The organism is uncultured Brachyspira sp., from assembly GCF_934747485.1.
In the GTDB taxonomy this organism is placed as follows: Bacteria; Spirochaetota; Brachyspiria; order Brachyspirales; family Brachyspiraceae; genus Brachyspira.
This window is the reverse complement of record NZ_CAKVGN010000018.1, coordinates 1-23,008: the sequence shown is the minus strand read 5'-3', so window position 1 is coordinate 23,008 and position 23,008 is coordinate 1. Positions and strand designations below refer to the sequence as shown.

The window sequence follows — 23,008 nt, the reverse complement described above, 5'->3', positions numbered from 1 at the left end:
ATTATTATTTTATTCTATGACTGTCGTTTTGTGCCACCCAGTTTTCATATTCTTCTGCAACTTGTTCAGGAGTTTTTTCTCCAAGTATCATAGACTGTATAGCCGGATTTAATACTCCCATTCCTTCAGCATCCATTTTAGCATCTATTATGTATCCCATAGGAGTTTTATCTACAAACTCTACATATTTGGAAGTAATAGGGTCTAATTCTATAGTGCTGTAATCTAATTTATAAGTAGTAATGAGTCCGCCTTTAGCTTTTATTTCTGCAGCCTCTTTGCCTGTTACATAAAGCATAAACTCCATAGCAGCTTTAGCCTCTTCATCGCTTAATTTGCTACTTATGCCCCAACCCTCGCCTAAAGTAGAAGTGCTTGAATTATGAACAGTTTCTCCGGGTATTTCAGGATAAACATATAATCTTATATTTTCAACCATTTCAGGAGACATCATATTATTCATAGCACTTATTCTCCAGCCTGCATCTATAAGATATACTGCCTTTCCTTGTACAAATTCTTCCAATGCCTGAGTTTGAGTCATTTGAATCATACCGGGATTAAACATTTTATTTTTTGATAAAGTATCAATTACCTTAAGAGCATTTACAAAATTAGCATCAGTAAATTTAGCCTCTCCTTTCATAGCCTTATCAAACCATTCTTTTCCGCCGAATCTGTCTACTAAAGCTGATAAAAATAATGAGTTCATAACCCAATCAGCCTGATTTCCTATAGCTAAAGGAGTATATCCAGCAGCTCTTATTTTTTCGCCCTGAGCTAAAAGTTCATCTTGTGTTTTTGGAAATTCTAAACCTAATTCGTCCATTAATGCTTTGTTAGCATATATAACATGTGATACTGCTAAATTTGGAGATATAAAATATATTTCACCATTAGGTCCCTGAGGCTCCCATATAAGGTCAATATACTCACTTTTTATTTCGTCAGTTAAATAAGGTCTTAAATCTTTAACTAAACCTCTGTCTGTAATATATGAAGAGCGGCTTCCTAAATAAACTATAAATATGTCAGGTATGTTTCCGCTTGCTGCCATAGCTTGGAATTTTTGGTGATATGGCTCTCCGCTTACATACTCCCATTCTATTCTTATATTAGTATGTTCTGCATTAAAATTGCTTATTATCATCATTTCATCTCTATATTGAGGACTTACTGGGTCTATTTGACTGTATCCTTTTAAAACTATAACTCCGTCTTCGCTTTGTTTTTTTCCGCATGATATAGATACAAAAATAACTATCATCGAAACAATAAAGATGTAAAGAAATTTGGATTTGAACATAATGACTCCTTAAGTTTTTAATTAATTGTGTTCTAATATTATAAGTAAATATTTATCTATTTTCAATAAAATAAAGATATTATTTTTTCAAAAACCTATTTTTTTCACTATATATGTGGAATGTAATTATAAACAAGCTATATATTTTTAATATTTTTTATAAGACTATAGGATATAATTTTACTTTGAAGTTAATTTTATACTAAATAAAAAAGTATTTTAATATATATTAGAAAATCAAACTTATCTCTAAACCAATCTTATTTTCATATCCAAAATAACTTGAAGCTCCTCTCGGCTTACCGAATCCATATTTCAAAGCAACGGTAAATCTATAAAACTCTAAACCTATTCCAACATTAACATATCCATGCCAAGGCTCTTTTATAAGCCCTAACCTATCTTTCTTATCAAGTATAGCCCCAGTATTAATTCCAGCTATTAAACTAATAATATCTTTATAAAAAGGAAATCTATAATCTAAACCAGTATGCACTCTAAAAAGCTGAGGACTGTTTCCTACAGCATTATAAGACAATTCTGTACCTAAATATATAGTAAAGTTTTTTATATAATAATATGCTGCAACTGAAGCAAACTCATAACTGCTTCCGCTTCTAATTTTGTAATCTCCCTTAAACCCATCAACCAAATGCGTAGATTGGTGATACATAGGAATAAATCTTATCTTCATGTTAATACCAGCAATATTCTGAAGCCATAAATCAGTAAACACAGCAAATTGTCCTGAAAAGTCATAAACATCAAAAAGCCCATTGCTTCTTCCAAGTATAGAAATATCCATACCAGCCGCCATACCCACAGAAAAATATTTATTTCTGTAAAACATTATCTCACTAGCAAGCCTTCCTTCTATATAAATAGAAACAGATTTAAAATCCCAATTAGCACTATTGTCCATCGCCATTAGATTTTTATTAACATCAAAATTCTTAGCAAAAAGTAGTCTCCCTATAAAAGCCCTCGGGTCCTGCCAGCCAATATAATATTTATCAATATCATAAACACGAAAAGGATTTGTAAAACTATAATCATTTGATGATGCATCTTGCGAATATAATAAAAAATAACAATTAAAAAAAAGTATTGTAATGATATATATTTTTTTCATGATAAAAACTTAATATTAATTTATTTTGAACTATTCTAATATAATAAAAAATTTTTAACAAGTTTTTTAATAATAAAAAATAATTAATTTGACATTATATAGTTTTATTATATAGTAATATGTATAGTTGTTTATTTAGAGAGAGTGTTTTATGAAAAAATTATTCGTATTATTTTGTGCTATATTTACAATAACTTCAACAGCATTTGCAAGACATGGAGGCGGAGCTGCTTTATTTGTGCCTCTTACTGGAAGTTTTGCATTTACAGATATAAAAAACTCTGACGGTAAAAAAATTGATTCATTAAAATCTTCTGGAGCTTTTGATTTTGGAGTGCTGCTCCAGCCGGGATATTTTTATGATTTCTCTGGGCTAATTGGCGTAGATGTACTCGCTGATATTGGATATTATAGAAGCTCTTACAACTTTAGAGATACTGCTAATAATGGAAGTCTTGTTTCATATAATTTTGATACTTTAAATCTTGGCGGGATGGCAAGAGTGTCTATTTTATTTCTATCTTTAGGAATAGGCTCTGGGGTAAAATTACCTCTTCAAGCAAATATACAATATGCTGAAAATAAAATTACTTACAACTACGATAAAATTAAAGAAAACTTTTATAATGCTTATATACCATATATAAAATTTACTATAGACTTTAGATATTATTTAAATAGTTTCTCAGCATTAGCAGCCGGATTATATTTTAATTATGATTTTAATATAAATCAAAAAATTCCAAACTATTCAAGATATAATATATCTTCATTTGACTTTGGTTTCCAAATAGGGGTTTATTTAGTAGGGTCTAGTGATTATTAATAGTTGGAAAAGTAAAAATGCTAAAAGAATTATTATTGCCGGAAATAGAAGACTTAATAGAACAAAATCAATGGGAAGATATCAGTGAAATACTATCTCTCTGGCAAGAAGCAGAAACTGCAGATTTAATCACTTCTATTAAAAATGAAGATAAAATTAATATATTTAAAACTCTTCCAAAAGAATATTCTATAAAAGTTTTTCCAGAGTTAGTTTCTATAGATCAGCAGCATATTATAGAAAGTATGACTGATGAGGAAATTAAAGAATTACTTGAGAATATTAATCCAGATGACAGAACTTCATTCTTAGAATCTATAGATGAAGATATGTCTAAAAATATATTAAAATTACTTGGAAACGAAGAGAGAGAGATTGCTTCTTTACTGTTATCATATCCGGAAGACAGTATCGGACGTATGATGACACCTGAATATATAAGCATAAAGCCCGATTGGACGGTTGAAGAGGCTTTTGAATATGTTAGAAGCAATATAGAAGATGCAGAAACTTATACTACTATATATGTATTAGATAATAAAAGAACTTTGATAGGTTCTATTGCTCTAAGACAATTATTTTTCAGCGGACAAAAAGTTCTTATACAAGATATAGTTAATAATTGCCCATATATATTAGCATATGAAGATAAAGAAAATGCCATAGAAATTATAAAAAAATATAATCTGCATTCATTGGCAGTTATAGACAATAAACACTCTATGGTTGGAATTGTAACTGTAGATGATATATTAGACATTGCCGAAGAAGAATATACAGAAGATTTTCACAAGATGGCAGGTATTACTTCTGATGATAATCAATTTGATGACAATCTAAAAATTACGCCTATATTTACAATGTATAAAAAAAGAATATTATGGCTTTTAGCTTTGGTATTTGTAAATTTATTTTCAGGCGGTGTTATAAGCATATTCCAAAACACATTACAAAAGCATATAGTGTTAGTTGCATTTTTACCATTACTCATAGGAAGCGGCGGCAATGCAGGAAGTCAATCTGCAACTTTAGTTATACGTTCTCTTGCTATAGGAGATGTTGTATTAAAAGATTGGATATATTTACTTTCAAAGGAAGTGTTAGTTTCTTCAATATTAGGATTAAGTATGGCGTTAGGTGCTAGTATATTAGGTGTTATAAGAGGAGGATTTGAAATAGCAATAATTGTAAGCATATCTATGTTCAGCATAGTTTTTATTGGAAGCATTATTGGTTTAACTTTACCTTTTATATTAACTAAATGCAAATTAGACCCGGCTATAAGCGGTGCTCCGGTATTAACTTCTATATGCGATATTGCTGGTGCAGGTATATATTGCTCTATAGCTACTATAATTTTTTACATATTAGCTAAATAAAAAAATATTAATTTGATGTTTTTATAATATATTATATAATATAGAAAATAATAAAAGGTATATTCATTTATGATGAGAGAAATAGAAATAGAATTACATGAAGCTTCAGCTAACAATAATATTCTTGCTGTAGAAATTTTATTAAAAAACAATGATATAAATATTAATTTAGAAAATGTATTAGGACTTACTCCTTTAATGCATGCTGCTAAATTTGGTTATACAAAAATAGTAGAAATGCTCATAAAGGCAGGGGCAGATGTAAACAAGACAGATAAATTATTTATAACTCCGCTAATGAATGCAGCTACCAATGGTCATTATGATATAGTAAAACTCCTTATAGAAAATAAAGCTGATATTAATATGAAAGATGTAAATAATGCAACAGCTTTGCATTATGCTTCTTCTTCTAATCATACGGATATAATAAAACTATTAGTAGAAAATAAAGCTGATATTAATGCTAAAACTGATGTACATATTACACCTATTATGTATTCTTGCCAATTATCAAATTATGATGCTGTAAAATTTTTAGTTGATAATGGTGCTAAACTTGATGAATGCGACATATATGAAGAGAATGTACTTCATTATGCAATATCCAGCGGAAATATAGAAATAGTAGAATATATATTAAATAAACAAGAATTAGAAATACCAAGATATGCCCTTACGGTAGCTTCTATTAGCGGTAATTTATCACTCGTTCATTATATTCATTCAAAATTAAAAAATGATAGAAAAGAAAATATATTCTCTAGTGCCTTTATATCGGCAGCACATAATGGGCATTTAGATATTGTTAGATATTTTTTTGACACATCTAAAAAAGATGCTCCTAAAGCTATAGCTCTCGCCTCTTCCGGCAAGCATAAAAATGTGGTTGAATATTTGCTTATGAATGGAATATCACCTAATGGAATATCTGATGAAGGTAAATCGGCTTTAATATATGCCATAGAAACTTCTAATAGAGATATTGTTGATCTTTTAATTAAATATAATGTTGATATTGATATGCCTGATGATGATGATATAACGCCTTTAATGTATGCTGCAAGTGTTGGAGATATTGAAATAGTAAAAAAACTTTTGGACAATAATGCTAATGTTAAATTAGTGGATAATTTAGGAAGAAATGCTCTTGCTCATGCTGCAATGAGCGGAAATATTACAATCATTGAACTTTTACTAAATAATGGTTTAATTTTAAAAAACAAAAAAGAAAATATTAGCCTTTTAATGTGGGCAGTTATATACGATAATTTGAAATCAGTAAAATATTTGATACAAAAGGGAATGGACATAAAAGAAAAAGATAAAAACGGCTGGAATCCTTTTATGTTTGCTTGTGCTAAAGGATATATGGATATTATTGAATATACATTAAAAATATATCCAGACATATTAATAGAAAAAAGTAAAAATAATGAAACAGCATTAATAATAGCTGCAGACAATGAAAAAACAGAAGTAGTTAATTACTTACTGTCTAAGGGCATTTGCGTTAAAGAGAAAAACTCTGATAATTACACTGCTTTAGAAATTGCTATATTAAGAAATAACTTTGAAATATGTGAATTAATTATAAACTTCTATAAAATAAATTATCCAAATTATAGTTTACAAGAAGAATATAATTTTGCAAAAGATATAGGAAATAAAGAGATAATAGATTTTATTCAAAGTAAATTATAAATAAATATTAATCACAAATAAAAATAAGATATTAGGACTTTTATTAATATGACAGATAAAAATAATAACAAAGAAAAATTAGGAAGTATTGGACTTTTTTTAACTGCATTGATATGGGGATATAGTTTTGTTGCTGTGAAAGTTGTTGTAAATGAAGTTCCTCCATTCTATCTTGTTGGATTTAGAAATTTCATAGGCGGAATATTTTTATTTTTAATATTTTTTAAAATTACAAGAACTATAACTAAAAGAGATATTTTATTAACTTTACCGATTGGAATAACTTTATTTTTTGGTTTTTGGCTTCAGACAATTAGTGCTCAATTTATAACTGCATCAAAAATAGCATTTTTTACAGGGGCATATGTTATATTAGTGCCTTTTTTTACTTGGATAATATATAAAAAGAAACCTCATACAGCAGCATTCATAGCAGCACTTATAACTTTAATAGGTTTATATTTGCTCACATCAGTAGACGGAATAAAAAATATAAAAATTGGAGATTTATTTGCAATATTATGTGCAGTAGCTTTTGCTATTCACTTAGTATTAATAGATACTATAATACCAAAAGTTAATGGCATAAAAATGGCATCTCTGCAATTATTAACTGCAGGAAGCATATCATTAATATTAGGTCTTATAACAAGAACACCATTAAATATTTCAAGTCTTTCTAATGAAACTATATATTCTCTTTTATACTTAGCAATAGGAGCTACTGCGATGGCTTATTTGCTTCAAACTGTTTCGCAAAAATATGTATCTCCTCATAAAACTGGGATAATATTAAGTTTAGAGTCTTTTTTAGGAGCTTTATGCGGTATTATATTTATGCAAGACTCTATTAATATAAAAACAATTTTAGGCGGACTCTTTATAATATCAGCAATCTTTATATGTGAAATAGGAAGCAATATTAAAAAGAATTAATTTCCGTTATTTTGGTTTTGCATAGACTCAAGTCTTTTTCTCTCGCGTTCAGCCTGCTGCAATTCTGACTGCATTCTATAGTAGGAAGCTAACCTTTGCTGTCTATATTCTTCTATTCTATCTTTTTCTGCATCCATACGCTTTTTATTGTCATCAAGGCGAGTCTTTGTCATAGCAATTGTATTTTCAACTATTCCCCTAGTCTGTGAATAAGGCGTTACAAAGTCATTCATGGCATAAGCAACCCCAGTGTCTGGTATATCATCTCCAGAAGTATCATTAGCAAATAATTCCTCTATACCGTCCATCTGAGTTTCTATTTTATTCATAAACTTCTCTTCATCTATCTGTAAATAACCCTTTTTAACTACAGACCAATCTTCACCGGCATTACCTCTGTTAATACCTATTTGGTCTAATAAAGCTAACTCCTCTCCGTATTCTGTTTCATAAGGAGCAGCTATAATAGATTTAATTCTCTGAGATATATTATTAACTAAAGTATTGCCGCTAAACACACCAATATAGTATAATTTTTTTCTTAAAGCAGTATCGCTAAGCTCTGGGTCAAAAACAACACCCAATGTATTTGCCAAATCTATCATATCAGTTCTGCTCATAGTCTCTAAACTTTCCATTACATCATTATTTAAAGGCATATGAGTAGTATCATTAAGCAAATCTATAACATCATTATAAGCACTTACAAAATTAACTATAGCATCAACTACTCCCTCTTTATCTACTTCTATTGTAGTAGCAAACGCCTCCGGTGTAGGTTTTAAAGCTGTGATATTAAGACCATCTACAACATCTTTAAACTCATTGCTTTCACTAAGCACATCTATACCATCAACAGAAGCTCTTGCGTCCGTTGCCTCAGATATTAAATAGTTTGGAGCGTCCTCTTCTCTGCCCATATCCTCAACTAATAAATCCTTATAAAAAATATTATATCCTTCATTTTTATTTATAAGAACTACCTGAGTAATAACATCTCCCTCTTCAAACTGACTTCCTATAGGTATATTTAATCTCTGCCAACTAGAACTAATAGTAGGCAAAGCAAAGAATTTTTCAACCTCATCTCCTGTCTTATTAATATATTTAACACCTATTATCTCAGAATTAAACCCTGTAGCATCTATAGCTTCAGGTGCTTCAGCCTCAGCATCTTTCTTGGCCGCCCTCTCTGCTTCAAGTGCTTCTTTATATTTTTTTATATCCTCAAATGTCCTCGAACTGTCTGCGGGTGATAATCCCTCTCCATAAAGCTCAACATCTTTATATATTACGCTGTCTATTTTATTGAAAGTAAGTCCTGTATCTGGTATAGATAAATCAACAGTAGGAGGCATTATAGGAGCTTCCTCATCAGCATCATCTAAAGTATCAGATGCCCTCGCTGTAATTGAAATAGTGATATTCTCATTAGCTTCAGCCTCTCTATGTAAAGGCATTGATAATTTATTTATGCCTTTCAATACAATAAAATCATTCTTTATCATATAATTTGTAGTTAAATTATCAGATTCATCTTTCCATTTATTTATTAAACTTTCATTAAATATATGACCCAAATATCTATAAGGTCTTCTCGTAAACATATTAAGTTCTTTTAATATACCAGCATCATCGCTTACTACTTCTACTATGTTTTTAGAACCTGTTTTAACTAAGTCCATAGTGAGAACTTGAAGATTTCTTGATTTTTGGGTGATAGTTGTTTTTATTTTTTTGCCGAATGTTTTTTCTAAAGTTTTTTGCAAGTTAACTAAACTTCCTCCTGCAAAATCTATAGTATATTCCTCTTCTGCCACTTTTAATTTTATAGTGCCGGCAGGAAGCATATCATTCATGTTATATGCTTTTGAAGAGAATTTCTGGCTATTTGCTAATTCTTTAATTTCTATATCATAAGTAGTTGTGCTTGCAAGTCTGTTAGCAGATACAGTAAAATAATCAGGAACTCCCTCTCCTGTACCAACATAATTTTTAAATGGGGAGCGAAAACCGTACAATTCTTTAGAAGTAGTAGTTAATATATTTAATCTGTTTTTTAAATCTTCATAAGCAGATATTTCTCTTTGATAATTTTTAGCATTATCAGAAAGATTTGAAAGAGTAAGACTCCTCTTATTAACTTCAGCATCTACTGCATTTTTATAAACTTCTTCAAGAAAAGCATCACTAGTAGCCATATATAAAATTCCCCTAATTTTTTTATATATAATTAAAAACTAAAATACATATAATTATGTAAAAAAATATGTTTTCTTATTAAAATATATAAAATATTTCGGTATAATGTAAAATATAGTTAGCATAATATTTAAAAACTATTTTTCAATCCTTTTTATATCATTTATAATATTATCTATATTCTCTAACTCTTCAATAGAATAATTTTTTAGCTTCATAACAATAGAAAGAAGCTTTTTATTATTTTCTGTATTTTGATAATCATAAACTAAAAAAGATACAGGTATATTCAATACTTTAGCTATTTTATTTAAATTAGTTATGGATATATTCCTCTTTCCAACTTCTACCCCTTGCAAATATTTTGGAGACATTTGAGCCATATCTGCTATATGTGATATTGTTCTATTCTGATACTTCCTTATAATTCGTATGCTATTGCCAATATGAGATAAAATAGATAGCTCATCATTATTATCATCTATATCTTTATTTTCTTCTTTACAATCTGATACTATACTCTTAAAAAAATGTTTCTTTAAATTGTTTATATCCATTTATCATACTCCTACTTTTATACTATCTTTATATTTGTCCAATATTCCATTTTCTCTAAAACTATAATGAAGATTTCCCGCTATTATAATATGATCTATAACTTTAATATTAACCATAAAAAATGCTTTATATATTATCTCTGTTATTTCAATATCAGCATTAGATGGTTTAGCTATGCCGGAAGGATGATTATGAGATAATATAACATAACTAGAACCTAAAGATAATGCCTTCTCTACTAAATCCCTCGGATAAATAGTAGCAGAATCTATAGTGCCTCTAAATATTTGTTCTATAGAAATGAATCTCTTATTAATGTCTAAGCATATTATAGAAAAAGTTTCAAACTTAAGCCTTCCCAATTTTATAATAAGGTAATTTATTAAATCCTTCTTTTTAAACTCTAAAATATCACTTTTCAGGCTATTATTTAAATAATATTCTAATAGTATTGGTATGTTTTTTAATATAAAAATCTTTTTAGAGGTTATACCTTTAATTTTTAAAAGTTCTTTCTCATCAGAGTTTACTATATTATACAAATTATGAAACTTATAATAAAGCTTATCCGTTATAATATTAGCACGGTTTTGAGATATACCATTAGAAATTAAATATGATACTATTTCTTTTTCTTTCTCTAAACTAATGCTTTCAATATTAGAATCAAAAATAAAATTATCATTAACAAACATATTAATATATCCTTAAAATTAACTATAACCTATAGTTAAACAAATATTTTTTTAAAATAAGCCAAAATTAAATAAATTAAAACAATATTTAATTCATAATTTCCCCTTAAAAAGAATATTTGTTTATTTTTTTTAATTAACAATTAGATAAAATATTGACTTTTTATATAATAGTTATATCATTTTTTTATATAAAGTTTTGGAGTGGATTATGATAAAAAAAATAATTGTTATGATTATTAATTTATTTTTAATATCCTGCAAGTCAGATTCAACAACTCCATTTGATATAGAATATCTAATACTGTTATTGGGCGGAGGAAGTGTAATAGAAAAAGAAAAAGCTATTACTGATCCTACTCAAATATCATCATTTATAAAAGAACATAATGGAATATATTATGCAAAATATGAAGATGAAAGTCTCGATTTAAGATATATATTAGAAGAAGATAGAATATATACAGGCTATGGTACAGAAATTAATGCAACTAAAACATTATTTGGAAGTAAGCTGCAAATATATATTGATGGAAAAGTGGATGGTACCGGCTATGATAAAAATGATGAAATGTTTACCTTTAATTTTGCAACCAATAGAAACATATATCTATTTGCAAATGCAATATTCCATAAAGAGCCATATACACCTACAAAAGGATACGATTATAAAATAGGAGAACCTATAGCTGAATTAATAGAATACTCAGGAAATTACTATTATTATGATTATGATGATACCAAAAAATATTATATATTAATAGATGCTTCCGGACAGATATATATAGATAATAATTTAAACATCACATATTCAACTGCTTCAATAAAAGATAAAGTGTTAACTATTATATACACTAAAACAGGAGGAACTAAAATAAAACAAGAATTACATTTCTATAATGAAAAATTAATTTTCGGTAATTCTTGGATAAATGATCAGCTGCAGTATGAAGAACTAAAAAGACATGATTCATTTACTCCATATAGCGGTACATATACTGGAAAAGATGCAAATAATAATAGTATTACTCTAACTGTTAGTTTTGACGAAATAAGTTTAAGTACTCTTGAAAGATATGATACATTTACTCCTGTGATGAGCGGTAATACACTAATTTTATATCAATACTCATCTAAATATCCAACAAAAGAACATAAATTTGTATTTAATGATAATAAAGTTACATACACAAAACCTGATAATGCTGGAACTGTTGTATTATATAAAAATTAAATTATATGATAAAAAATATACATACTTATATCTTTTAAGATAATAGTTTAACAAATTATTTTAATCCCCCGCCCTATTAGTTTTTCTATACTATGTAATTTTTTTTACTTTAATCTTCTATAAATGCTAAATAAAAAAAGCATTCCCACCCAAGCTGTAATTAGATTATAAATTTTATCCTCCGCACGTTGAATACAGTTTTTTATATAATTCAATCTTTATTTTTTATTTAATTTATATTTTTTACTTAGCTTAGCGTGCGGTTAAGTAGATTTAAAATATAGTTTCATCTTATAATCAATTTCTTAATTTTTTATATATGTTAATAAATTAAAATCATAAAAAAAATGTTTTAGCTATTGACATTTTTTATCAAATATGCTAATATATTAAAACAAGTTAAGAAAAAAAATATTCCGAGATAGCTCAGTCGGTAGAGCAGGTGACTGTTAATCACCGGGTCGCAGGTTCGAGCCCTGTTCTCGGAGCATTATTTAGCCCTGTAAATTCGGGGCTTTTTTATTGCAAAAATTAATTTCAAAATAAATAAAATTCACATCAATAATTTACCTTAAAAATAACCATAGAACAATCATCATCAGGACTCCTATAATCTAAATATTCATAAAAATCTATTTTAATAGCTTCTATGATAGTTTCAGCACTATAGGCTTTATTGCTCATAAACATTTCTTTCAATCTATTTATACCATACACATCATATTTGTTCTTTGATTTGGAAGCCTCAATAATACCATCTGTAAAAAATAAAAAAACATCACCATTATTAAGTTCAATCTCCTCTTCATAAAAATATGCTGTAGGAAACAAACCTACTATAGTGCCTCCGTTTCTATATTCTTTAATGCTATTATTACGTATTGCAAGTAATGGAGTGTGCGATGCATTTGAATAACTTAAAACTCTATTTTTTAAATCTATTTTAGCAACTATCATAGTAGAGTAATATCCATTTGGCATCATATTAATTAAAGTGTCATTTATATCATGAATCAAATCTTTAACACTTGTGAAATTTTTAGATAAATCTCTAAATGCTGTCTTTATTACCGCAGTTATTATAGCAGCATCTATACCATGACCGCTAACATCAGATATAATAAAAAGTATCTGTGAATTATCATTATTTAAATAAACATAATCGAAAAAATCTCCTCCTATTATCTCCACAGGATTATAAAACGAATAAGAAGATAAACTTTCATTTTTTGGCATTTTTTTAGGAAGCATAGAACTTTGTATTTTTTTGGCATTCTTCATATCTTTTTTATATTTTTTTCTTATAGTATCTAATACCTCATATCTTCCTAATATATACATATTCTTTTCTTTTAATGTTTTTATGGCATTCTGATAATCATTTAATATATTGCTGCTAATTTTTGAAAGCCTATATGTAACCCCATTATTTTGAGTTTCCATTATCTCTTTATAATTGCTTATAGAATTATTTACAAAAAAGTATACAATAGAAAAAGAAATTAAAAAAATTAAAAATAATAAAAGCAAAACAGTAAATACTATTTTAGTTTCATAGTAAATTATGGAAGCAATATTTAATATAAGAAATAGCAAAGAAAATACTATAGCGATAATCTTAAAAAATATTAATAAATTTTCATTTCTCATATATAATTATTGATTATAACAAAAAGAAATAATTATGCAAATTTATTAATAAATAATAATTTGTAAATATTTTATTTTTTAAATATAAAAAATACAGCTAATATTAGACATAAAAATCCAATAAAGTGATTAATTCTTAAAGTTTCAGTTTTAAAAAATACAACAGTAAATATTGTAAATATAGTTAAAGTAATAACTTCCTGCATAACCTTTAATTGCATAAGAGAGAAAGGTCCTCCATTTCCATTAAAACCAATTCTGTTAGCAGGCACTTGGAAACAATATTCAAATAAAGCAATACCCCAGCTAATTAATATAACAAAAGGAAGAGACAATTTAGCAAAGCCTTTCATTTCACTAAATTTTAAATGCCCATACCATGCTATAGTCATAAATGTATTTGATAAAATAAGCAATACTATAGTAGTTATACCCTTCATAATTTTTTAATCTCCTGTTTTTTTATTATGATTTGTAAAAAAGAAATATTTATTTACTAACTTAAAAGTTTAATATTAATTTTAGGATTTAAAGCATAATGCTGTTCTATTTTCTTTTTTGTGTCATCTATTAAAGATAATACATCAGAAGCTTTAGACATATCAGTAGAGCAATTATCAATATAAATGCATTCATTAACTATATAATTAGGAAATCTTTTATGCCATCTCATAGTACCAGCTTTCATATCAAGCCCTCCAACTCTCTCAACCATCTCATAAGCCTTTATATTATCAAAATCTTCAAACACAGGACCAATATTAGCCTCCATTGGAGCAACAGAACCTCTTATATATCTAAACCAATCTATTCTATTGTCTATACTTTCCGGAGAATCTTTTTCTAATTTTAAAGTAGCAGATAAAATAATCATATTATCTTTAATTTCTCTGCTTGAAGATAAATATTCATTTTTGGATATATCTTTTATAATCATCAAATCCTGATAAAGCACAGTTAAAGTTTCCACAATGTTCATAAATGATATTCCAAAAGATTCAAGCTCTCCATAAATAGCAGATTCTATTCGGCTATTAACCAAAGCAACAAACTCTAAACCTGTCAAATTTCTAATACGAGCCTCATGCGAGAGTCTCTCCAAAATAGCAGAACTATTAGCTTTTAATATGCAATCATCTAAAAACTCAAAATCCTCAAAACTGCCTTCCATAGATATTATAACTCCATCATATCCATCATCAGATACAAGGAATTTATTTTTATCTTTTATCACAAAATATTTTATATTATTTTTATTTAAAAACACAAGTAAAGATAGAAGTTTATCTATATTCTTTACAGTAACATATAAATCTACTATTCCCCCAACACTAAAACTAGTACATTCTTTAAACGGACGGTTTTTAGTGTATGTAACCTTATTTTCTTGTAAAAAATCTTCAAGAGCCTGATAATTTTTTTGCATAGTCGTTGCTAACCTTTACTATATTGCCAGCTCCCAAAGTAATTATTACATCTCCGTCTTGTTTTATTTTTTCTAATTCTGGCAATATATCTTCTATATTTTTTATATATTTTATATTATTATTTTTTACTGTTTTGCATATAGTCTCCCCGCTAATTCCAGCAATAGGGCTTTCTCCTGCAGCATATATATCGGTAATTATTAAATTATCAGCATCTAAAAAAGCATTTTCAAAGTCATTTAAAAGCAGCTGAGTTCTGCTGTATCTATGAGGCTGAAATATTGCTATAATACGTCTGTCTTTATAGGCTTTTCTAAGAGAAGATAATGTAGCTTTTATTTCTGTAGGGTGATGTGCATAATCATCAAATAAAGTTATTTCTTTATCATATAATTTGTTTAATCTTCTTCCAACACCTTCAAAAGCTTTAAGTGCTTTTTTTATAGTATTAGTATCTATATTTAAATGATATGCTACAGCAATTGATGCCAAAGAATTAAGTATATTATGTTCACCTATTAAAGGAAGTTCAAACTCATCTAAAAACACATCTTTATAATAAGCCTTAAAATATGTTTTAAAGCCTTCTACCTTTATAGAGTTTTTATCAACATAAAAATCATACTCATTAGAAAAACCATAAGAATAATATTTCTTAGTTACACTTTTAGCCAAATCTTTTACAACATCATTTTCAAAACAAAGAAAAGAACAGCCATAAAAAGGAACTTTATTAATAAAATCTAAAAAAGCAAGTCTTAATTTTTCAACATTGCCGTAATAATCTAAATGGTCATTATCTATATTTGTAACAACGCTAAATACAGGCGAAAGCCTTAAAAAACTTCCATCGCTCTCATCTGCCTCGCAAACCATATATTCGCTGTTAAGATTACAATAAGCATTGCTCTTAAGATTAAAATGATTTCCGCCAATTATGCATATAGGATTTAATTTTGCCTCTATCATTATTTGACTTATTAAAGAAGTTGTAGTAGTTTTGCCATGAGAACCTGATATTGCTATGCCTTGCTTCAAACGCATAATTTCAGCAAGCATCTCCCCTCTTGGTATTACAATGATATTTTTCTTTTTAGCTGATATTATCTCTTCATTAGTAGGGCTTATTGCAGAAGAACTAACAACTGCAGTAACATCATCTTCTACATTGCTTTCTTTATGACCATAATAAACTTTTATGCCGCAATCTTCAAGCGACTGAGTCTTTGGAGTTTTAGCTAAATCGCTGCCTGTAATAGTAAACTCATCTATAGAATTAAGAACCAATGCTATAGCACTCATTCCTATTCCGCCTATTCCTATAAAATGTATCTTTTCTTTCTTTTTTGTAAACATTCACATATATCCATAAAAATTTTTATCTTTATAAAACAAAACAAATAATTTTTAGTTAAAATTACATAAAAAATTGTAATCATTTAATATTAATTTTTTTTATAATATTTGTGGTAGAATACCCATTTACAAAATCTATTAATACAGTCTGTTTAGCATATTCTCTGCCAACAACCTCTTCTATTTTATAATCTCCGCCCTTTACCAAAATATCAGGTTTTATAAATTTAATTAATTCTAAAGGGGTATCTTCATCAAAAATAACAACATAATCAATACATTCTAATGCAGATAATACTATAGCTCTATCAGTTTCATTATTTATTGGTCTGCTATCACCTTTTAACCTTCTTACAGAGTCATCACTATTTAAACCAAGTATAAGTATATCTCCAAGCTCTTTTGCCTTTTGCAAATATTCTACATGTCCCCTATGAATAATATCAAAACAGCCGTTAGTAAATACTATTCTTTTTGTCTCTCTTTTATTTAATATATTTTTTAATTCTTCTAAATCATTAACTATCTTTTTTTTCATATATCAGCAAAGTATAAACAAAACTATTTTGAAATTTTGATATTAATTATAACATAAAACTAATTAATAACAATAATAATTAACTAATAATTTAAATTAATTATATTTTTTTTAATTATTATATCTTTTTTTGTAAGCAAAAAACACTATAAAACCAAACAGCAAATATAAAGCAGAAGTGATTATTGCAGTGATTAAATTATCTATAGTAGAGCCAATAGCTAAAACTGTATTTAAAATAGGCACAACTAAAAGCCCAGTAACAGACATTAATGAAAATCCTAAAGAAAACTCGCTTAAAGCAGGACTTTTATAATCTGGGTCGCATATTTTTAGAAGTGTCATACCTGTTATAAGTACGCCTGTCAAAGTCCCCCAAGAAATAATAGCCCTTTCAAAACTATAATCATCTTTAAATAACATATTAGTAAAAGAAAACACTATTAGATATGTAAATATAAAGCCAAATACACACATAACAATTATAGGAGCCATATAAGTGATAACTGCCTCTATCGGCAAACTTGTTATGGCAGACACTATAGCAAAATCGCTTAAAGTACCCATTATCTTAGCCTTTACTTTAGAATCTACACACCAAGATAATTTTAGTTTTTTTATAATGAAGTTTAATGCAAACATTATTATCATAGCATAAGTCCAAACAGGCAAAACATTAAGCCCCTGTATGCCTACTTTTTTTATAAATCCTAATACAATGTATGCTACAGCACATACGCTAAATATAATGGCAAGGTGAAAAGTTATAGTTTCTATAGAACTGCTGAAAAAAGTCTCTCTTCCCAAACTCGCCTGCTTAGATATATCATTATTATAGCCCACCTTTGTAGGGTCTTCACTTGATATTTTTTTTACTATATTAGTTTTATTTTTTCTTATAGCAATATTAATAAAAACTATACCAAAAAGTATGCCACCTATAAGCCCAATAGTAGCCGTAGTTAAAGCAACACCCTGAGCAGTTTCTTGTATTATTATAGGAAGCCCAAAACCTTCAAGCAATTTACCAGTGGAAGCTGCAAGCCCATGTCCTCCAGCAAACCCTGCAGAAAGCTCATAACCAAATGTTCTATACATTGGCATATTTGGATTTATTTTTGTAAAAAGTATATTTGTAGCATAGCCTATAGCAGATTGAGCCATACTCGCACATTGAAATATAGCAAATAGCATTAAAACTTTAGCAGGATAAAGTGATTTTATACTTTTGTTTTCATTCAAAAACATACCCAAAGGAATGGCTGCAAATATTGGCACAGATAAAATACCCGGTAAAAGAGAATAAAACTTAATATATTCAACTGATATTGAATAACTTGAAAACCTACCTAAAATCTCTGGAGATATAATTAAACCTATAAATCCTCCTATTACAGAGGCAGGCAAATATAATTCTTGAAATAGTTTCACCTTTGCTCTTAAGAAAGTACCTATTAATAATAATATTGAAAGTAGTCCCAATGCCTGAAGTAATTGCGTTAATAATTGAGAAGTCATTTTTTTTCCTGGTATGATTTTTTATTTAATTTATTGCTTTTTGTTTTGATAATTTCTATCTCTTCTATTTTTATATGGTCGCCATAAAACTTTGGAGGTCTATTAAAAAGAATATCGGCAAACATTAGTAATCTTGCTCCAACCTCTCTTGGAAATTGCCTTATTCTATATAGCTTTCTTACATTATCAGCACTATAAGCTATTGCATTAATATTTTTTTCTCTAGCAATAAACACTGCCCTCTCATTGTGAAACGGCTGAGACACTATAGTAAAATTACTCAAATCAAAAACCCTATTCGCTCTCAATATAGAATCCCTCGTTCTGAATCCTGCAAAATCTAAAAATATATGCTTTTTATCAACTCCAAGTTTTATTAAGTCTAAACGCATCTGCCTAGGTTCATTGTAAGATTTATGCCTATTATCTCCGCTAACAAGTATGTATTTTACTTTGCCGTTGGTATATAATTCGTAAGCCGCATCCATTCTAAACTTAAAATACATATTTATTCTGCCGTCAGACAAATATTTACTTGTTCCCAATACCAAAGCAACATCATTATACGGAATATCTTCTATAGAGTCATATATATATTTCTTTGAATAACTCGATACGCTAAAATATGATATTAAAGCTATAAAAACAAAAATAATAACAATCTCTACAATAAATTGATATAAAGAATAAATAATTAGTAAAATATAATTAATTATTTTTAAAAATATATTATTATAATTTTTACTAATATAATTAAACTCATAGGCTATTAATTTTATTTTTTTTATATATTTATTTTTTAATCTATTCAACACCATACTAAAACAACAGAGTCCAAATTATTATATTTTTAATATTATCGTAAAAAATATTGGGAACTTTCCATATAAATAATTCGTCTAATATTACATAATAAAACACATTAGGATTGTTTATGTTAAAAGCAATATATATATCTATAATATCATTATTCTTGCTCTCTTGCCGAGGAGTACCATATCATCATTTAAGAAGATTTGATGGTCCGCCGCCGCCTATGCCGGGAGGTCCAGCATTCTTCGACCATTTCTTTGGAATACATGGAATACTTAATATTATCATTAAAATTCTAATAATTGTTGTTTTAGTTTTTGCAATAAAATATATATACGACAAAAACAAGAACAACAAAAAAGAATAGTTTTAATAATTATAAAGATATTTTATATTTATTTTCTATATCCTCTAAAAAATATGGAAAATCTGAATATGGATAGTTATTTATAGTTTCATAATTATCTAATTTTAAATCATAATTTGTGTATTGTTTATATTTATTTATGGCATCTCTATGCCTATTGAAAATTTGAGGATTTTTTTCATTTATCATAGACATAATATCCTTTTTTATACTTCTTAAATTTCTAACATTTTCTCCATTATCAATATAAAATTTCATCCAATCCTCAAATCCTCTATAAGAAAATATAAAATAATAATCAATCTTATTATTAATGTTATTTAAAACTTTTTTTACATCTTTTTTTAGTTTAAAAAAAGCATCATAAGGTCCTCTATCGCAATCTGTTATCATAACTAATATATAACCTAACTTATCATTTACTAATGCAAACTGATCTTCAAGTTTTAATTTTACAATTTCTAATATTTCATTTATTGCTTTAGAAGCCCCATCTGCATTTTTATAACGGTCATCTATCTGATTAAAATCTTTATTAAAATTAGGATATTTCCTTATATTTTCTATTAATTCTAATTCACTAGGGTTACAAATATAATCTATTATTTCTCTGTAATTCTCTAATAAAAAATATAAATATTTCTTCTCATAAATACCAGTTGAAAGACATATTAATTTATTCTTTTTACTTTCTTGTAGAAGATTAGGTATAGTAAAACTCATTTACAACTCACTATAATTATTAACATGCATTTTTATAGGTAAATCGTAAGCTCTAGGAAAATATTTTGCACCTAATTTATTATTTTTATAATTTTCAATTAAATTTTCTTTTTTTAATCCTTCTATCTCAGAAGCCGAATAAACATAAGTCTTATTATCTTCTTTTACTACAAATTTAATCTGTTCTAAAAGCAAATATTTAAAATCCATAAGCATTATATCATGTGTTGTCATAAAAAATTGAGCAGTTTGTTCAATATCTTTATATCTATTTTTTTTAAATAACAAAAATGCAGTTTTTATCAAATCAGGCTGAACTCCATAAAATTCATCATGTAATGATAAAGTTCCTTCTTTTAAGGCTGTAACTATATTAAACATATGAAATGCATATATTTTAGTCCCGTCAGATTCTATCTCATCAAATGGAGCCTTTTTACCATTCCTATATGAAAAAGCTTTCTTAAAATTTTTCATAAAGCCTAATTCATCATATTCATCTGTTATTTCTTGTATATTATTTAAAAATTTACATGCTACTTCGTATGCTTCTTTTTTATCAGAATTATTTTTAGTATATTTTTCTAATAATCTCATATATTTTTTTATATTATCAAACTCAGATAATTCAAATTTTATATCATCTATGCCAATATCTGCTATCTTTATAAGCTGCATATAAAAATCTAAGAGATTAAATTCCTCTAAAATATCATACATTTCATTAAATAAAACATTAGTAAAATCCGGTATTGATAAATAATTTGGTTTATTTATAGTAACAGATAATATAGAAGACATCGTTCTATTATAATTTATAATATTAGCAAATTCATCTTTTTCTTTTGTATAAATATCCATCAAAAAAGTAATGAACGTTCTATCAGATGGAATAACAATTTTTTTATCATTTGTTATAGTATTTTTTACCACATCATTATTAATTCTTTCAAAAACTATTTCACCATTTTCTGTAAGAATTTCTTTTGTAATTTGTATACTTTTTTTGTATTCATCATCTATTTCTTTATTTTTAACATTTAATTTGTAATTATATAATGAATATTCATTTTTATTTTCATTCAAAACATTAGAATAAAACTCTATTTCAAATTTAGACTCTTCATTTTCTCCATAAATCATATTAGGTTTATATATATCATTTAAAAAATTATTATTAGAATTGCTTAAACATATATCTAATATTGCTTCAAATATATTAGTTTTACCTGAACCATTATGTCCATAAAATAAGCATAACTTTGAAATATAGTCATTATTTATTTTTAATACAAAAGGATTATTATTTATACTTTCTTCATCATCGGAATTTTTAGGTTTTATTCTAAAATCCAATTCAATTTTATCATAAATAGATTTATAATTTTCTACTGAAAATTTTACCAACATTTTATAATTTTACCTTAATAGATTAGAATATAGTATATAATATTATATTTTTTTGTAAATACTCATAAAAAATAATTAATCATATAATTTTTATAAAATATTATTATCTATTATCCGGGTCAAATCTCTGTAAGAGCCTTATCAAAAAATAGGCCGCCAAAAACATTATAGTACATAAAGCCCATTCAATGCCTTTTGGAATACCGGGGAATACCTGTATAATAGAGCCTAATACAAAACCTGATATTATTAAGTAAGAAGATTTTACATAATGCTCCATCCAATATTCAAGCAATTTTGTAGTAAGCACAACACCTAAAATACTTCCTATAGCCAAAGGAATCAAATATGGAAAATATAAATTATGAACTGCATCAATAGTTTCTTTATATATCCCCAAAAGCAAAAACATATATGACACGCTTATACCCGGAAGTATCATAGCTATTGCTACAATTAAACCAGCAACTACAAGTATGAAATACATAAATGTTTCGCTTCTATCGCCTCCTCTGCTGAAAAAGCCTTCTGGTATCATTGATATTAAATATACTATGGCAGCCCCTAACAAAATATATATAATACTTAAAAAATCGAACTTATAAGATTTGGTTTTATTATAAACTGTATTAAAGCCGCCAAGTGCCGCCCCCATAAAAAAGAAAGAAGATACCGTATAATATTTTTCTATTAAGTTTGATAAAGGCTTTGAAATTATAACCATTCCCAAAACAGAGCCGACACAAAAAAATATTAAAAACAAAAAGTTGAGTTTATTTTTTGAAATATAGTTTTCATTCTTTGAAAAAGTTAGTATGCCGCTTAAAGAAGCTATTAATTTGTCATATATTCCAAGTATCATAGCCATAGTTCCGCCGCTGAAACCCGGTACAAGCATTGAAGCTCCTATTATAAAGCCTTTAATAATTGTGTATATATAATTGCCTATAATTTTCATAATTTTTAATAAACCTCTCATAAATTTCTAAATACATAATTTTTATACTTTATTTTGGAAAGTGATAATATATTAACAAACAATTTTAATCAAGTATTTTTTTACATTTTTTTTACATTTTTTTACAATAAAAACATATATACTTTTTTATGTAATTCATAATGTTTTATTAATATATATTGAACAATAATTATTTATAGTTGCACAGGAGCCAGACATATTGCAGTTAGGAATTCCTTAATTTCTTAAAGTATAGCATAGGTGTATCATAATTTA

Annotated in this window: 21 protein-coding genes and 1 tRNA gene; 7 read left to right on the top strand and 15 right to left on the bottom strand. The window is 27.1% G+C overall.

Going from position 1 to position 23,008, the window contains the following annotated elements; genetic code table 11:
* Positions 1 to 4 precede the first annotated feature (4 nt).
* Entirely contained in the window at positions 5 to 1,306 is a 1,302-nt protein-coding gene (locus Q0H31_RS04965) for an extracellular solute-binding protein (RefSeq protein ID WP_295296133.1), read from the bottom strand.
* A 229-nt stretch (positions 1,307 to 1,535) separates the two neighbouring features.
* Complete coding sequence (locus Q0H31_RS04960; protein ID WP_295296132.1) at positions 1,536 to 2,438, bottom strand: hypothetical protein; 903 nt, start codon at positions 2,436 to 2,438, stop codon at positions 1,536 to 1,538.
* Positions 2,439 to 2,589: 151 nt separating this feature from the next.
* Here Q0H31_RS04960 and Q0H31_RS04955 point away from each other — a divergent pair, with 151 nt between their 5' ends.
* The 4 genes from Q0H31_RS04955 to Q0H31_RS04940 all read left to right on the top strand — a co-directional run bounded on the left by Q0H31_RS04955 (position 2,590) and on the right by Q0H31_RS04940 (position 7,283).
* Entirely contained in the window at positions 2,590 to 3,264 is a 675-nt protein-coding gene (locus tag Q0H31_RS04955; protein ID WP_295296131.1) for a hypothetical protein, read from the top strand.
* Positions 3,265 to 3,281: 17 nt separating this feature from the next.
* Entirely contained in the window at positions 3,282 to 4,643 is a 1,362-nt protein-coding gene (gene mgtE, locus Q0H31_RS04950) for a magnesium transporter (RefSeq protein ID WP_295296130.1), read from the top strand.
* 69 nt (positions 4,644 to 4,712) lie between these two features.
* A complete protein-coding gene (locus tag Q0H31_RS04945) occupies positions 4,713 to 6,347 on the top strand; it encodes an ankyrin repeat domain-containing protein (RefSeq protein ID WP_295296129.1) in 1,635 nt (544 codons plus the stop codon).
* A 48-nt stretch (positions 6,348 to 6,395) separates the two neighbouring features.
* A complete protein-coding gene (locus Q0H31_RS04940) occupies positions 6,396 to 7,283 on the top strand; it encodes a DMT family transporter (protein WP_295296128.1) in 888 nt (295 codons plus the stop codon).
* Here the strand turns inward: Q0H31_RS04940 and fliD are convergent.
* From fliD to Q0H31_RS04925, 3 genes are all read right to left on the bottom strand, one after another.
* Positions 7,280 to 9,484, bottom strand: coding sequence for a flagellar filament capping protein FliD (gene fliD, locus Q0H31_RS04935; RefSeq protein WP_295296127.1), 2,205 nt, complete (start codon positions 9,482 to 9,484; stop codon positions 7,280 to 7,282). The two genes, Q0H31_RS04940 and fliD, sit on opposite strands and share 4 nt — an antisense overlap.
* 138 nt (positions 9,485 to 9,622) lie before the next feature.
* The gene (locus Q0H31_RS04930; RefSeq protein WP_295296126.1) at positions 9,623 to 10,042 is read right to left on the bottom strand and encodes a helix-turn-helix transcriptional regulator; all 420 of its coding nucleotides are present in this window, start codon (positions 10,040 to 10,042) and stop codon (positions 9,623 to 9,625) included.
* A 3-nt stretch (positions 10,043 to 10,045) separates the two neighbouring features.
* Complete coding sequence (locus Q0H31_RS04925) at positions 10,046 to 10,738, bottom strand: RadC family protein (protein WP_295296125.1); 693 nt, start codon at positions 10,736 to 10,738, stop codon at positions 10,046 to 10,048.
* Between the two features lie 211 nt (positions 10,739 to 10,949).
* Between Q0H31_RS04925 and Q0H31_RS04920 the strand changes: the two genes are divergently transcribed.
* Complete coding sequence (locus Q0H31_RS04920; protein WP_295296124.1) at positions 10,950 to 11,972, top strand: hypothetical protein; 1,023 nt, start codon at positions 10,950 to 10,952, stop codon at positions 11,970 to 11,972.
* A gap of 415 nt (positions 11,973 to 12,387) precedes the next feature.
* Positions 12,388 to 12,460: transfer RNA gene (locus Q0H31_RS04915), tRNA-Asn, on the top strand.
* A gap of 70 nt (positions 12,461 to 12,530) precedes the next feature.
* Here Q0H31_RS04915 and Q0H31_RS04910 read toward each other — a convergent pair.
* From Q0H31_RS04910 to Q0H31_RS04880, 7 genes are all read right to left on the bottom strand, one after another.
* Positions 12,531 to 13,622, bottom strand: a complete 1,092-nt coding sequence (locus Q0H31_RS04910) for a PP2C family protein-serine/threonine phosphatase (RefSeq protein ID WP_295296123.1) — start codon at positions 13,620 to 13,622, stop codon at positions 12,531 to 12,533.
* A gap of 71 nt (positions 13,623 to 13,693) precedes the next feature.
* Complete coding sequence (locus Q0H31_RS04905) at positions 13,694 to 14,062, bottom strand: DMT family protein (protein WP_295296122.1); 369 nt, start codon at positions 14,060 to 14,062, stop codon at positions 13,694 to 13,696.
* 56 nt (positions 14,063 to 14,118) lie between these two features.
* On the bottom strand, positions 14,119 to 15,048 hold the full coding sequence (locus tag Q0H31_RS04900) for a UDP-N-acetylmuramate dehydrogenase (protein ID WP_295296121.1): 930 nt from the start codon (positions 15,046 to 15,048) through the stop codon (positions 14,119 to 14,121).
* Positions 15,023 to 16,405 (bottom strand): UDP-N-acetylmuramate--L-alanine ligase, encoded by a 1,383-nt coding sequence (murC, locus tag Q0H31_RS04895; protein ID WP_295296120.1) that lies wholly within the window; start codon positions 16,403 to 16,405, stop codon positions 15,023 to 15,025. Before murC ends, Q0H31_RS04900 begins: the two co-directional genes overlap by 26 nt.
* Before the next feature lie 79 nt (positions 16,406 to 16,484).
* Positions 16,485 to 16,943, bottom strand: a complete 459-nt coding sequence (gene rfaE2, locus Q0H31_RS04890; protein ID WP_295296119.1) for a D-glycero-beta-D-manno-heptose 1-phosphate adenylyltransferase — start codon at positions 16,941 to 16,943, stop codon at positions 16,485 to 16,487.
* 111 nt (positions 16,944 to 17,054) lie between these two features.
* Positions 17,055 to 18,461, bottom strand: coding sequence for a sodium/glutamate symporter (locus tag Q0H31_RS04885; RefSeq protein ID WP_295296118.1), 1,407 nt, complete (start codon positions 18,459 to 18,461; stop codon positions 17,055 to 17,057).
* A complete protein-coding gene (locus tag Q0H31_RS04880) occupies positions 18,458 to 19,279 on the bottom strand; it encodes an ElyC/SanA/YdcF family protein (protein ID WP_295296117.1) in 822 nt (273 codons plus the stop codon). The genes Q0H31_RS04885 and Q0H31_RS04880 overlap by 4 nt, the downstream gene beginning before the upstream one ends.
* Positions 19,280 to 19,395: 116 nt before the next feature.
* Between Q0H31_RS04880 and Q0H31_RS04875 the strand changes: the two genes are divergently transcribed.
* On the top strand, positions 19,396 to 19,641 hold the full coding sequence (locus tag Q0H31_RS04875; protein ID WP_295296116.1) for a hypothetical protein: 246 nt from the start codon (positions 19,396 to 19,398) through the stop codon (positions 19,639 to 19,641).
* Positions 19,642 to 19,650: 9 nt separating this feature from the next.
* Here Q0H31_RS04875 and Q0H31_RS04870 read toward each other — a convergent pair whose 3' ends face one another.
* The 3 genes from Q0H31_RS04870 to Q0H31_RS04860 form a co-directional block, all read right to left on the bottom strand.
* Complete coding sequence (locus tag Q0H31_RS04870) at positions 19,651 to 20,364, bottom strand: hypothetical protein (RefSeq protein WP_295296115.1); 714 nt, start codon at positions 20,362 to 20,364, stop codon at positions 19,651 to 19,653.
* Positions 20,365 to 21,774, bottom strand: coding sequence for an AAA family ATPase (locus Q0H31_RS04865; RefSeq protein WP_295296114.1), 1,410 nt, complete (start codon positions 21,772 to 21,774; stop codon positions 20,365 to 20,367).
* A 103-nt stretch (positions 21,775 to 21,877) separates the two neighbouring features.
* Complete coding sequence (locus Q0H31_RS04860) at positions 21,878 to 22,732, bottom strand: DUF368 domain-containing protein (RefSeq protein WP_295296113.1); 855 nt, start codon at positions 22,730 to 22,732, stop codon at positions 21,878 to 21,880.
* Between the last annotated feature and the right edge of the window lie 276 nt (positions 22,733 to 23,008).